The 13,922-nt window shown below is 40.5% G+C and carries 12 protein-coding genes and 1 other annotated feature; of the genes, 5 read left to right on the top strand and 7 right to left on the bottom strand.

Features of this window, described 5'->3' with window-relative positions:
* Positions 1-3 precede the first annotated feature (3 nt).
* Positions 4-1,368, bottom strand: a complete 1,365-nt coding sequence (locus tag E2R53_RS00715; RefSeq protein WP_133309972.1) for a VanW family protein — start codon at positions 1,366-1,368, stop codon at positions 4-6.
* Between the two features lie 2 nt (positions 1,369-1,370).
* Positions 1,371-1,820 carry a hypothetical protein gene (locus E2R53_RS00710; protein ID WP_133309971.1) on the bottom strand — a complete coding sequence of 150 codons (450 nt, stop codon included), beginning with the start codon at positions 1,818-1,820 and terminating at the stop codon, positions 1,371-1,373.
* Positions 1,821-1,985: 165 nt separating this feature from the next.
* Here E2R53_RS00710 and E2R53_RS00705 point away from each other — a divergent pair, with 165 nt between their 5' ends.
* From E2R53_RS00705 to E2R53_RS00695, 3 genes are read left to right on the top strand one after another with little or no spacing between them, the layout of a single operon-like run.
* Positions 1,986-2,426, top strand: a complete 441-nt coding sequence (locus tag E2R53_RS00705) for a type IV pilus modification PilV family protein (protein ID WP_165970841.1) — start codon at positions 1,986-1,988, stop codon at positions 2,424-2,426.
* Positions 2,423-2,926, top strand: a complete 504-nt coding sequence (locus E2R53_RS00700; protein WP_133309969.1) for a prepilin-type N-terminal cleavage/methylation domain-containing protein — start codon at positions 2,423-2,425, stop codon at positions 2,924-2,926. The genes E2R53_RS00705 and E2R53_RS00700 overlap by 4 nt, the downstream gene beginning before the upstream one ends.
* A gap of 13 nt (positions 2,927-2,939) precedes the next feature.
* The gene (locus tag E2R53_RS00695) at positions 2,940-4,568 is read left to right on the top strand and encodes a hypothetical protein (protein ID WP_133309968.1); all 1,629 of its coding nucleotides are present in this window, start codon (positions 2,940-2,942) and stop codon (positions 4,566-4,568) included.
* 36 nt (positions 4,569-4,604) lie between these two features.
* Here E2R53_RS00695 and E2R53_RS00690 read toward each other — a convergent pair whose 3' ends face one another.
* From E2R53_RS00690 to E2R53_RS00680, 3 genes are all read right to left on the bottom strand, one after another.
* Complete coding sequence (locus tag E2R53_RS00690) at positions 4,605-6,317, bottom strand: sensor domain-containing diguanylate cyclase (RefSeq protein WP_286166030.1); 1,713 nt, start codon at positions 6,315-6,317, stop codon at positions 4,605-4,607.
* A gap of 84 nt (positions 6,318-6,401) precedes the next feature.
* Positions 6,402-7,706, bottom strand: coding sequence for a bifunctional folylpolyglutamate synthase/dihydrofolate synthase (locus E2R53_RS00685; protein ID WP_133309967.1), 1,305 nt, complete (start codon positions 7,704-7,706; stop codon positions 6,402-6,404).
* A gap of 82 nt (positions 7,707-7,788) precedes the next feature.
* A complete protein-coding gene (locus tag E2R53_RS00680; protein WP_133309966.1) occupies positions 7,789-10,431 on the bottom strand; it encodes a valine--tRNA ligase in 2,643 nt (880 codons plus the stop codon).
* 125 nt (positions 10,432-10,556) lie between these two features.
* Positions 10,557-10,785, bottom strand: a binding site (T-box leader).
* Between the two features lie 158 nt (positions 10,786-10,943).
* On the opposite strand from E2R53_RS00680, the gene E2R53_RS00675 reads away from it, so the two are divergent.
* Positions 10,944-11,135, top strand: coding sequence for a hypothetical protein (locus tag E2R53_RS00675; protein ID WP_133309965.1), 192 nt, complete (start codon positions 10,944-10,946; stop codon positions 11,133-11,135).
* 188 nt (positions 11,136-11,323) lie between these two features.
* Here the strand turns inward: E2R53_RS00675 and ysxE are convergent, their stop codons facing one another.
* Positions 11,324-12,361: a spore coat protein YsxE gene (gene ysxE, locus E2R53_RS00670; protein WP_133309964.1), complete on the bottom strand. Its 1,038-nt coding sequence runs from the start codon at positions 12,359-12,361 to the stop codon at positions 11,324-11,326.
* A gap of 119 nt (positions 12,362-12,480) precedes the next feature.
* Complete coding sequence (spoVID, locus tag E2R53_RS00665; protein WP_133309963.1) at positions 12,481-13,503, bottom strand: stage VI sporulation protein D; 1,023 nt, start codon at positions 13,501-13,503, stop codon at positions 12,481-12,483.
* Between the two features lie 193 nt (positions 13,504-13,696).
* On the opposite strand from spoVID, the gene E2R53_RS00660 reads away from it, so the two are divergent.
* Positions 13,697-13,885, top strand: a complete 189-nt coding sequence (locus tag E2R53_RS00660) for a CsbD family protein (RefSeq protein ID WP_133309962.1) — start codon at positions 13,697-13,699, stop codon at positions 13,883-13,885.
* Positions 13,886-13,922: the final 37 nt, after the last annotated feature.

Genomic DNA, 13,922 nt, shown 5'->3' with positions numbered 1-13,922 from the left:
GACTTATCTCTCCCCCTTTTCAAATGCCGGTTCTTCCCATAACTCATGATCTTCAGCAGAAACAGGAGCAGCGGAAGAAGAATTTACAGTCTGGTCTGGACTCAAAGCACCATTTGAGGCTTCTGACGGATTCTTAGCTTGATCTGAATTCGAATTTTGATTTGGATTAGAATTTACACTGTCAGCTTGATTTGATGGAGGAGTTTCACCTTCCACAGAAGCCGCAGAGCTTTCTTCTGAAGCCGCTTTTAATGCTGTCTTTTCAATCCGGTGCACAGGAGCATAATAATCATCTGAAATAAACTCAGTCGAAACGATGTTCCCTTCTTGATCGAGCTCATTGCGGTAGACGGAAATAGACTTCCCTTCTATCCCCTCTTCTTCTACCCTTGTTGTATTTTCTGCCAGGGCAGAATCAAACTGGATGATTTTTTTAGGTTTATAGTTTTTTTCATTTTCCATCGTTAAGCTGTAGCTTTTTTCAAATTCCAGTCCTTCCAGTGAAATGAGCAGGGAACTGGCATCTTGTGTGAGCTTTACTTCAAAAATAGTATCGTTTGGGTTGTAAAAAATAAAATCCTGCTTCCCCATTGTGAAACTCGCTTCTTTTCCCAGCTCAGCATAGGCAGGCAGCACTTGACTAATATGTCTTTCAACTATTTCAAAATTTGCGGAAAGTATCGTTTGATAAATCCCCGTTGCAATCCACTTTAAAGTGGCATCATCAAAGTCCTGCATTTTCTCTGTTTCTATATATGATGCCAATGAAAAAGTTTGTTTAGGTTCAATTGTCAATGTCAGCGGATTTTCCAAAATGAATGACTCGTTTTGCAGGGATGTACTTGCAATAATGGTTTTGGGGACTTTTTCTTTCAAGTAATATTCATCAAGATTAATTGAAATAATCCCCTCTATCAGCTCTGATGAGGCAGCTTCAATCTCAGCTGATAAAGCTTTCCGATCAACTGCATGTAAGATTTCTGCAGGCAATTCCGTTTGAAGAAACGCTGTAAAGGCTGCTTCATTCATATTAACCGCAATGGCTTCAGTCTTATTTTCAAGTGCTTGTTTTGCTGTTCTTTTCACATCAAATTCCATAAGTGTTAAATCTAGAGTGAGCTCTTTATCCGCCTGAAGGAAATAAAAGCTCTTTTCTCTCCACGACTTAATAGCATCATCCAGCCTGGCAGCGGCTTTTTCTTCTGTTAAACCTGAAAGATCAACACCGCTTACGATCACACCTTCCGGAACCGTTTTATCGGAAAATAGTGCTCCGTAAGCCTTTGCACCAAAGATAGAAAAACCAAAAATGAAGAACACACATCCTGCTAATAACACAAAGATTTTTAATTTCACAGCCTTCTCCATTTTTATGACCTTCCTTTAACTAGTTTCGTTTTGTTTAGAAGTGATTCAAAGTCTCTTTCACTATCTTCCTCCCCGGAAGAAACATAGGCCAGTTCAGGAATATAGTCATCTTCTAAAAGGTTTGACACAGTCCGGGGTAAATCTGCACGCAAAGCTGTATTTTCTGGCCTAGCAGCCAGTTCGAAAGACTCAACAGCAGCAGGTACTGCCTCCTGCATTCTGAGAGAATTTACAAACAAGAAGCCAGCTGCCCCTGTCAAAATAACCAGAATCAGCAATCCGCTGAATAGTGAGAAAAAATAACTAGCTGCAACACCTGTTATTGCAAGCAAGAAAGACAGCGGAGCAACGATCCATATCTTCGGCCGTTTTACTGGGATCTGCTGCCTTGCAAGGAAAGGTAAAATAATCAGGACTCCTACTATAGCTAAAATCATTTGTTCAGTACTCAAACCCCAACACCCTTTACTAGTTAAATAAACCCATGAAATAAGAATTAATAATTTCCAAATACTAGACAAAAATCGACTAGTTTTATTGTATAATAGCTTTTAAGAGAAGAAAAGAAAGAAATGGAAGAATTGCCAATAAATTTTGCAAATAAGCAGGTGAATGTAATGAAACAGCGGTTTATCAGCCAGAGAGGATTCACTTTAATTGAAGTTTTGGCATCTATTGTGATACTTGCCATCATGTTTTCAGTTTTAAGCGGGTTCTTTGTAAATAGTGCTTCTTACTCAAATACATTCGACAAAAAATTGTCTGCGGTTCAGCTTAGTAAAAGTCTTCTGGAGAAATATCAGGCTGAGGGATTTGGAGAAGCTGAGAAAAAAGTGGGATATCCATCCGAAAAATTATCAGGAAAAGAAATAACAGAAAAGCTAGGATTACCTGAATCGATGTTTAACGCTGCTGATTATGAAGCTGCCGTTTCCTATCTTCCTCCAGATCCAAATAGGATCCAGACCGATCAATTAATCCGGATTCAAGTTACTGTGTCAGCCCATACAGGAAAAACTTCTGGTACTTCAGAGATTGAGGGGTACATTCGAAAATGATGAAACTGTTAAAAAATCAACAAGGAATCTCCTTACTTGAATTGCTGGCTGTGCTGGCATTGTCTTCAATGATTATTATTTTAGGTGCTTCCTTTCAGACCGGGATGTTTAAAGCAGGGTATCTCACGATAACAAAAAATGAATTAAGGAATGAATCTGTTCTTATTTTGGATGCTCTAAATAAAGCAATGGAAAACGCAGATGAATTTGCAACTGACAGTCAGCTTGATACTGAGGTAAAGGCTGTAAATCTCTTAGAAATCGAAAAGATTTATGATGGGAATAAAAAAGAATTTACCGAAAGCAGAAACACGTTCTCTATAGAAGTTAAAGAGAATGCTCTATTCATCAGAGGCAAGCAGATCAGCGATGACCGCCACATCTTAAAAGATACGAAATTTCTTATAAACGGCAATCAATTAGTATGTACAATCATCCTAAACACGAAAAATTCTAACGCTGAACCTTACAAAATCATTAAAATATTTAACTTGTCCTGATGGAGGAAACGGTATGAACCTAAAAAATCAAAACGGATATGCTTTATTGAATGTTGTCCTTATTTTCTCGATCGTGACGATCTTTGGAATCTCATTACTTGGAATGACGCTCAGCTCACAGAAATTCACCGCTTACTCAGAAAGTTATACAGAGAATCTTGCTGTAGCGGAAATGAAGATGGATGAATCAATGATTCGTTTAGAAAATAAGATCAACCAGTTTAATAATGAGGTGAATTTAAAGCAAATCAGCGGACAAGTCTTAACATCAGAATTGGAAACCAACATTAAATCTTTAGATTTACCTAATGAAGGCATTAAATTCGTTCCAAAAAATATAAGAACCAATACTTCTGGCGATAACCGCTTTTCTGAAATGGTTACTATAAAAGTCGAAATAGACGATTCGTCGAGATATTTAACTAAAACGGTCACTATTACATCGGCTGCAGATATCTTTAGGTTCAGCACCGTAACAGAGGGAAAACTGATATTTAATGGCGCTGCTTCTATTAAAGGAGACATTTTCGCTGATAATGGCATCTACTTAAGCAAATATGCGAAGTTTATGGTGAATAACGACTTTTACACCCCTTTAACTGATTATCCTATAATTGACGGCAATATTATGGTTAAAAAAGCAACTTCTTTGGGCTTAAAAGTCTTTGAAGGCAAGGAACCTAACTGGCACCCGGTTAATGATATGAGCACGTTAAAAGCTTATTTACCTAACACACCAGCTGTAAAAGACCGATCCGTTCAATTTGAACAATTTAATATACAAAAGATTATAAGTGACAAAAAACAGGAATTAGATACTAAAAAGAATCATTCATCCGACTATCATGATTCATCTATCAAATCTTCAAAGGTCATAAATAATAGTGCTGTCTATAAAAATTATCTGGTAGTTGAAAGCGACTTAACAGTTAAAGGAGATCTTACCCTAGAAGAAGGAATCAATTTAACCTCCAAAGGCAGTTTGAAAGTAGCTGGAAATGTATACATAAAGAGCAGTAAAAAACAAACGAATGCTTTATCAGGGATTATTGATATCACTAATAATGACAATTTTATTTATATTGAAGGCAATACGTCTATATCTGATTTAACGGTTAACTCTCATATTTACAACTCAGGAAATGTCAGCATCAAAAAGAATTTAAATATGAATGGAACCATTTATGTATCCGGCGACAGCACAATCGAGGACTTGTCAAACAAGAGCGGAGGAACTGCTGTTATATTAAGCAAAGGCAGTTTAAGAGTAGCTAATAATAATGTTTTTCAAAAGACGGCAAGAGAAATTGATGCTTTCCTTTATTCAGATCAAGATCTTGAAATTTATGGAGTCGGGTCTAATATTAAGATAAATGGAGGCATCTACGGTAAAAATATTACTTTAAATGCTACTAAAGGTGAGACTTATCCTACATCAGGATATTCTTCTTATAACCCTAATCTAAATAAAAGTAATTTTAACTCTATAGGAGGTTTGTATATCGAAAAAAACCAAACCAATGCAAACCTGCCGTCCCGTCTGCAAATAGAATTCAAGCCAGAGTTAATTCAAAATCCCCCAGTCGGCCTGCCGACAGTAGATAAACTGCAGATTACGGAAATCGACCAAAAAATCGAATAACACCAAAAAACCAGCACCCGCAAGGATGCTGGTTTTCTATTTCACATACTCCGCCACACGGTTCCGTCCTGCCTGTTTGGCTCCGATATACATGGCACGGTCAGCATGTCTGATAAGGTCGAGCGGTCCTTCTGCATCATAAGGAGCAGTTGCGTATCCTATGCTGGCAGTGATCGGAACGGATTGGCGCCTGCCTATGGTTTGAATGTCCTGGTCAATCAAGAATGGCCTGTTGGCGATTGTTTTGCGGATCCCTTCAGCGATGGCAAAGCATGCCATCTTGTCCACGTTCGGCAGGAGAACAACGAATTCTTCTCCCCCATACCGCGCAACTGTGCCGCGGTCTCCAATAAATTTTACAAGCCTGTCTGCGAGTGCGATCAGGATTTCGTTCCCCCCCTGGTGCCCGTATGTATCGTTCACTTTTTTGAAGTGATCAATATCGAGCAAGATAAGGGATAAATGATTTAGTTTACCGCCTTCTAGTTTCATATACTCCGATTCAAGCAGCTTCTCCATGTAGCGATAGTTATAGAGACCTGTAAGCGCACAGCGTTCACTTTGGTTTTTCGTTTCCTCATAGCTTCTCGCATTATCAATTGCAACGCCGAGATAGGCTGTCAATAAATCAACGATCATCAGCTGTGACTGATCATAGGAGCGTTTTTTGTCAGAGGCAAGAACCACGATGCCAACGACTTTTTGGTTTCTGACAATCGGTACCGCAATCATACTTTCAATTGTATCAGGCAGCAGGGTTTTCTCAAGCTTTGCCCAATGTTCACGTCTTTTGTAAAGAACGCTTTTCTTTTTGGCATAAACCAGCCCGCCGATCCCCTGATGAACGGAAAGCGTTTCTTTTGTATTGGATAAAATCTGTCCATTTTCAAGCTTCCGGATGACTTTAAGCTCATATTCATTGATGACATCAATTATATAAGCATAGTCTGCTTTGATCATGGATGTCAGTTTATCAATATAGACGTCCAGTACTTCTTTCACTTCCAGCCTTTCCGTAAGCTGATGGCCAATTTCGCTCGATTGCTGAAGGTATGTATTCAAACGCTGGCTGTTTGACAGCAGGAGCAGAATAAAGGATATTCCGACAAAGGGAATTCCTACATAGAACAATGCTTCTAGACCTAAGTCTTTATATAAAAGATACAGCATGATTCCAACTGGCAGGAACATGAGAGTGGTGAAGATCTCCCATAAGAAATCTTTCGAAAAGAATTTTTCTTTATTTTTATAAAAGAAGCCTCTGATCACATGCTGGAGAAAAAAGTGATTGGTCAGGCAAATGGTGAAAGCATAAATGATGATCTTCGATAAGAATTCCAGAGTGAATTCAGTTTGCCCGTGTGATCCGCCAATAGCATAATAGACTGCCGCCCCTGCAATCGAAACGATTAAGAACATCAATGAATTTGTGGGATAGCGGTAGATTTCTTTAGATCCTACGCGAAGCTTAATAAGAAGAACCGTCAGGGAAACCTGCATCAGGATCATTTCAACAAATGGACCGAAGAGCAGGAAAACAGAAATCGATACACCCTGGGCGAAAAAAACAGGCGTTTCGTTTACGATAATAGGAAAGATGGAAACAATACACATCAAGATCAGGAAAGTTGCAATTTCCAGCTCATTGCCTGCTATCATCGGCGGCCAAAAATAGTAGGCTGCACATAGTGCTGATGGAAACATAATGGCCCAGGACACCCACAATACAACTTTAAGATGTTTATCCACGTACTGTTCCCCCTGTCTATCTTTTACTATTTTTATATTTTAACAAAAATTCAGATATCTGTCATTTATTTTAGGACTATCAGCCTAATTTTCCGGTAAGAAATTTCGACAATAAGGCCTGACTTCGGAAATAAAGTACAAAGATCCTGTAACCAAGAAGATATCTCCTAATTCTCCCGCTGTCATCATTTTATCAAAAGCAGATTTCCAGTCTTCATCAAAATCTTTTTTCGGATGCCTGCACGCTTCAAAAAGCTCTGCAGCCGAAGCAGCCCTTGGAAAATCAAAGGTTGTAAAATGCATGCTGTCTGCAATCGATGAGAGAATATCAATCATCTCAGTGTATTCCTTATCTTTTAAAGCAGAAAAAAGAATATGAATCTTTTTGCCGTGATAATGGCGTTTCATCACTGCTGTCAGGCTTTCTACTCCCTCTTTATTATGAGCACCGTCAACAATAATGGCGGGATATTCGGATAACTGCTCAAATCTGCCGCTCCAGCTTGTCTGCAAAAGACCTTTAATAACATGCTGCTCATCGATATGAAATAATTCATTCGCCCGCAGATAATCAAGGGCCATCACTGCAAGAGCGGCATTTTGAACTTGATGCTCTCCGCGCATTGCTATCTCAAGATTTTGATAATGACTGAACGGCGTCTTCATTTCAAACCTTTCTCCTCTTGGGATAGGCTGGTGAGTCAATATTGGAAAAGAATCATAGTAAAGAGAAGCGTTCATCTCATTTGCCTTCTTCTTTATAACGTTCAAAGCACGTTCATCTGCAACAGACGTCAGCATAGGAATACCCTGCTTGATGATACCCGCTTTTTCACCAGCGATTTCTTCGATTGTATTGCCAAGAATATTCATGTGATCATAGCCGATGCTTGTGATCATCGTTAAAATCGGCTCTGCAATATTGGTTGAATCATATGTGCCGCCAAGACCTGTTTCAAGCAGCAGGATATCCGTTTTTTCATGTCTTCCAAAATAGTAGAAAGCCATGGCTGTGATCACTTCAAATTCAGTCGGTCCGCCGAGCTCTGTCTCTTCAAGTTCATCTGCAAGAGGCCTGATCATATTTACTAAAAACAGCATTTCTTCATCAGAAATGGGTTTGCCGTTCATGCTGATTCTTTCGTTGAATGTTTCCAGAAACGGAGAGGTAAACGTACCTGTCGTATACCCTGCTTCTTGAAGAACATTGCGCATATAGGCAATAGTTGACCCCTTGCCATTTGTCCCTGCAACGTGAATGACGCGAATGTGTTTATGGGGATTATTTAATTTTTCCATCATCCAGGTCATCCGCTTCAATCCTGGTTTGATCCCGAATCTTAAGCGGGAATGAATCCAATCTACAGCTTCCTCATAGGTTTGAAACATGAGCCTCTGCCCCTTTTCTCTCTATTTACATGAAAACTCGGGTGTGATTCTGCCGATCACAACCCGAGCTTCTCTAAAAAGCTTACCCTTTTAATTCGCTGATTCTTGAAAGAACAGCTTCTCTTTTCTCCACATAATCGCTTTCTTTCGCACGTTCTTCTTCAATTACTTTTTCAGGTGCTTTTTTCACAAAGCCTTCGTTGCTCAGTTTCTTTTGAACACGTTCGACTTCTTTATTTAATTTATCCAGCTCTTTTTGAAGGCGTGAGATTTCCTCATCAATGTTAATTAAGCCTTCAAGAGGGAAAATAAGCTCAGCTCCCGTTACGACAGAAGTCATCGCTTTTTCACCTGACTCTGCATCCGTGCTGATTGTCAGACTGCTTGTGTTGCAGAAACGCTCAATATAAGCGCGGTTTTGATCAAGCTGCTGTGCAACATCTGCATTTTTTGCTTTAATCAGCATCGGAATCTGCTTGCTCATAGGTGTATTAACCTCTGCACGCACGTTTCTTACAGAACGGATCACTTCAACAAGCAGCTTCATATCTGCAGCAGCTTCTAAATCCGTTAATGATGCATCAACTTCAGGCCATTTGGCGATTGTAATTGATTCGCCTTCGTGAGGAAGGTTCTGCCATATTTCCTCGGTAATGAATGGCATGAATGGATGAAGAAGTCTCATCGTGTTATCAAGCACATAAGCAAGAATGGAACGAGTTGTTTTCTTCGCCTCTTCATTGTCCCCATAAAGCGGAAGCTTCGCCATTTCGATATACCAGTCACAGAAATCATCCCAGATGAAGTTATAAAGAAGGCGGCCTACTTCACCGAATTCATATTTATCAGCAAGTTTGGTCACATGCTCAATGGTTTCGTTCAATCGAGTCAGAATCCATTTGTCAGCCACTGACTTTTCTCCGCTGATATCAATTTCTTCATATTTCAGGCCGTCCATGTTCATTAAAGCAAAACGTGAAGCATTCCAGATCTTATTTGCAAAGTTCCAAGTCGCTTCTACCTTTTCGTAGCTGAAACGCAAGTCCTGGCCCGGAGAGCTTCCCGTAGACAGGAAGTAACGAAGTGAATCTGCTCCGTATTTTTCGATGACATCCATTGGATCGACGCCGTTTCCAAGAGATTTACTCATTTTGCGGCCTTGTTCATCGCGTACAAGTCCATGAATGAGCACATCTTTAAATGGACGCTGGCCTGTAAACTCAAGACCTTGGAAAATCATGCGGGATACCCAGAAGAAAATAATATCGTAGCCCGTTACGAGCACGTCTGTTGGATAGAAGCGCTGATAGTCGATTGATTCTGTGTCAGGCCAGCCCATTGTCGAGAACGGCCATAGCGCAGAACTGAACCAAGTGTCGAGCACATCCGTATCCTGTTCCCAATTTTCAATATCTGCAGGCGGTGAGTGATCAACATGAACCTCGCCTGTTTCTTTGTTATACCAAGCCGGTATTCTGTGTCCCCACCACAGCTGCCTTGAAATACACCAGTCACGGATGTTTTCCATCCAGCGCATGTACGTATTTTCAAATCGGTTCGGAACAAAGTTTACTTTTTCTTCTTTGCTTTGAAGATCAATCGCTTTATCAGCAAGCGGCTGCATTTTAACAAACCACTGTGTTGAAAGGTATGGTTCAACAACAGCTCCGCTTCGTTCACTGTGCCCTACAGAATGAAGATGCTCTTCAATCTTGAATAAAACGTCCATTTCCTGAAGATCTTTCACGATTTGCATGCGGCAGTCAAAACGGTCAAGGCCATTGTATTTGCCTGCTTTAGCATTCATTGTTCCATCTTCATTCATAACGAGAACACGTTCTAAGTCATGGCGGTTTCCGATTTCAAAATCGTTCGGATCATGTGCAGGCGTAATTTTTACAGCTCCTGATCCAAATTCCATATCGACGTAGTCGTCGCCGACAATCGGAATCTCGCGGCCAACGATTGGAAGCACAACTGTTTTTCCGATTAAATGCTTGTAGCGGTCATCTTCCGGATGAACGGCAACCGCTGTATCACCAAGCATCGTTTCAGGACGGGTAGTAGCGATTTCAATAAATCCTGAGCCGTCAGACAGAGGATAGCGCATATGGTAAAAAGCGCCTTGAACATCTTTATAAATAACTTCAATGTCCGATAAAGCAGTTTTTGTTTGTGGATCCCAGTTGATGATATATTCACCGCGGTATATTAGTCCCTTTTTATAAAGTGATACAAATACTTCATTTACCGCTTTTGATAAACCTTCGTCTAAAGTAAAACGCTCTCTCGAGTAATCAAGTCCAAGTCCAAGCTTGGACCATTGCGTGCGGATATGAGAAGCATACTCCTCTTTCCACTTCCATGTTTCTTCAACGAACTTTTCCCGGCCAAGATCATAGCGGGATTTGCCTTCCTCGCGCAGCTTGCCTTCTACTTTTGCCTGAGTAGCAATTCCTGCATGGTCCATGCCTGGAAGCCACAGCACGTCATAGCCCTGCATTCTTTTCATGCGGGTCACAATGTCTTGAAGCGTTGTGTCCCATGCATGACCAAGATGAAGCTTGCCAGTAACGTTAGGCGGCGGAATAACGATTGTATAAGGCTGTTTTTCCTGGTCGTTAGTCGCTTCAAAGTACTTGCCCTTCAGCCAGTAGTCATAGCGGTTACGCTCGATTGCCTGCGGATCATATTTTGTAGAGAGTGTTTGTTCATTGTTCTCCATTTTTTCTTCCTCCTTAAAAATAAACCGGTGATTAACTAGAAAAGCGTAAGCGCCTGGTTCAGATCCTCGGTCAGAACGGATCTAGGCGCTGGAGCTGGACAAAATAAAAAACTCCTCTCATCCAATAAAAGGACGAAAGGAGTTGATTTCGCGGTGCCACCTTTTTTCACAGGCGAAAATAAGCCTATGCTCTCAAATGGGATAACGGCGTTCATGCCGATTCTCTCTACTTCAAGTTCAAGAGAATTACTCGAGGGCGACCTTCAAGCGAGCTTGTTTAAGAAATCTTTCAGCAAATGATTTCTCTCTCTAAAAACAGCTTTCGGCTTTACTCTTCCCTGTCAATGTATGTTCTTTTATTCAATAAAAGCATGTATGTATTATTGTATACAATCTTATCATTTTACGTCAATCATCTTCTCCAATTTTTCTGTCCTTTATTCACAGTCAGCACAAATTTGGGTAAATGCACATATCTTGTTAGCATGAGCCAACAGGTTAGGAGAATTTGTATGCGCAGAAAAATTAATTACTACAATATGTCACCATGGGTAAAGCAATTCAAATTGATTGCAGGCCAGTTCATTGTACCGATCACGATTTTCCAGACGATACGGACTTTGATCTTTCCTTCTCTAGTAGACCTTGTTCTATTATCCCTGCTGATCTTACTTGGTGTAGCCCTTCACATGGAGTGGATTTAAAGAACCCAATCAGAGAGATGATTGGGATTTTTTTATGGGATAAGAAAGGATAAAATTTTGCGCTCCGATGGCGAACGGAATCGCTCAGGCTCCTCGGCCAGAACGGCTCCGCAAGTATTGAAAAAAAACTCCTTTTCTGTCAGATCCTTATCTGTCATGCCTGCGCTAAACGGGCGCTTGCGCTTTTCTTATGATGATTGCTCTGCTGCTATTTTCTTATTCTCTTCGATTTGCGTTACTTTCATAACAAAATATTCGATATTTTTAAACGTCCAATAGGATTTGATGAGATCCTGATTTCGTTTGAGCTGGGGGACACTCCGGGTTCCATGGTTCATATGCTTTTTTAAATTTCTGTAAATGAAATCCGGGTATGCCAGATAGCAAGTGAATAAAAGCATTTCTTCTTCCCTGAAGGGAAAATGCTGCTGATGCGTATAGAGCCAATCCACACAATCATCATCCGCAAATGGATACGTATGGAACGTACGATGATAGAAGAGAAGCAGATCGTCGATTGGAGATGAGTATCTGGATTGTTCAAAGTTTGTTAAAAATCCAGTGCCCTGTTCATCATACAGGTAGTGATGAATGGAAGCTCTGCCATGAATAATAACCTGGCGGGTATCTTCCTTTTCCTTCATCATCTCATACCATTCATCAAGTTTCTTCCGTGCGAAATCCGTCGCTCTTGCTGTTTCAAAGTAATACGTAACCGCCTGCAATTCAAACGGGGACAAGTACCACCTTTTTTCGCATTCATCTACATATTTTTCGTAAATGGTTTTGTTGTCATCCCATTGCTTGGATAACGTTTCATAATGTCCTTTAAGTGCATCCTGATTCAATTTTTCCGAAGCTGCTGTTTTCTGATGGAGCACAGCGAGTTCCCTGAACATGTTTTTATGGCGCTCATCTCTCTCCTCTTCCGGTTCATTGTGAAGCCATGGCATGATGTAATACCAGTTCTCGCCATCTGAGGTGAAAAATTGCCGGTGTTTATTTTTGAAGATCGGCACATAGCCGGAAAATCCTTTTTGATGAGCGGTATGAAGGGTTTCTATAAAATTCCCATTTCGGTTTGCTTTCACTCTTTTTAAAGCATATGATGCCCCTGAGCTTGCATAGATTTTAGTCAGCTTGTCACTGATTGATTCCGCGTACTCGCCAGTTAAATCATATTGGCTGATTACAGGCGCCAGCTTATCCATAATTTCTCTCACCACTCTATACCTCACCTTCCTTTAAGAAGGAATAAGTGAACGATTTTACCTTGTTTTATAGAGATTGTTTCTTATAAAAAAAACAGCTGAGGAATACTCCTCCCCAAGCTGTTCTGTCCATCTTAATGCGTGTTTGCATAAACCGGAATATATAATGTCTGCCCTTCATGCACATCTGCCGTTGAGCTAATCTGGTTTACCCTGTGCAGCTGCTGGACCGTGATATTATAACGGTCGCATATGCTGTCAATTGAATCACCCTGCTGAACAATGCAGATTTTCAGTTTTGAAAACTCTTCTTCGTCTTCTCTGCCAAAAAGCTTTGTTAAATAAAGAGAGTTTTCGTTCTCCTTCGGCTGCTCCTGCTTTTTCACTTCTTCTTTTCGGCTTTTTGGACTTTTTTTAGACGGCGCTGAGTAAATCTCTTCGACCTCATCTTCAGCTGGCCTTCCCGCATTATAATGAATTTCAGGCTGTACAATTTCTTCTTCTATTGCCTGCTTTCTGACCTCTACATCAAAAGGCTGATAAAACTCTTCTTTTTCAGGAGTGTTTTCAGCAAGTACGGCATCATAGCTTTCTGAATACGCTTCCTGAGTCTCCTCTTCATAGAGCAAAGCCTGAGACGAACGGTACAAAGGCTCAAGCTCTTCTTCAGCTGAGTGGTTATATGTTTTCTCTTCTTCTTCCTCTTCCTGAACTTCTTCAAAAGAATCCTGACTTGCGATTCCGCTTATTTCTAAATCTGCAACAAGCTTCAGATTTCTGCTTTCAGATAGATCATAGTCAAACGATTCAATCGTCACATAGACTTCTTCTAAATTTCCAATTCTGTTTCTTGGGATCGTAATATCCACAGGAAATCGGTGCACAAGCTGCGAAATGCCGTCTTCCTCCCGGGTTTCAACACTGCTTACGAACCGGAGATTGGCATATTCAAATTCCTCTTCGTTATAATCCTCATCTATTTTGTACTCACCCGTTAACTGCAGTGCACCCCGAATGGAGATGTACTGGTCAAATTCCTGGATGGTGATGTCTGGATCTAATGAGATGGATAACAGCTCACCTACTTCCTGTCCCTTTTGAAACCAAACGGATTCTTCAACAGAAAACCGTAATGATGATTGTTGATCCTGTGACAACTTGAACTCCTCCTTTCAATGGCCTAACCAAATAGCTATGACATTAAAGGTTTATGTTCCAGATTCAAAGATTATGAGTGATTTTTAGAATTAGACTTCATTCAATAGGGCTTTTTAGTATATTAAATTCAGTGTTTCAACTATCCCCTGACCGGGAATATAGAATGTAACATACAAAAAGGAGTGATCTGCAATGTCAAAAGATCAAGGTTTAAGCGACAAAGTAAAAGGCAAGGTAAACCAGGCCAAAGGTGAAGTGAAAGACCAGGTCGGCAATGCAACAGACAATCCGAACATGCAGCGTGAAGGCAAAAAAGATAAGCTTAAAGGCAACATCCAAGAAGGTGTAGGAAAAGCGAAGGACGATTCCCGCCATTATTAATGTACATAAAAGAGAGCCTGGCCTAAGCCGGCTCTCT

It is taken from the genome of Peribacillus frigoritolerans (genome assembly GCF_004358755.1).
Taxonomy (GTDB): Bacteria; Bacillota; Bacilli; order Bacillales; family Bacillaceae; genus Bacillus_P.
The sequence above is the reverse complement of the archived record's forward strand: the minus strand, read 5'-3'. Positions and strand labels throughout refer to the sequence as shown.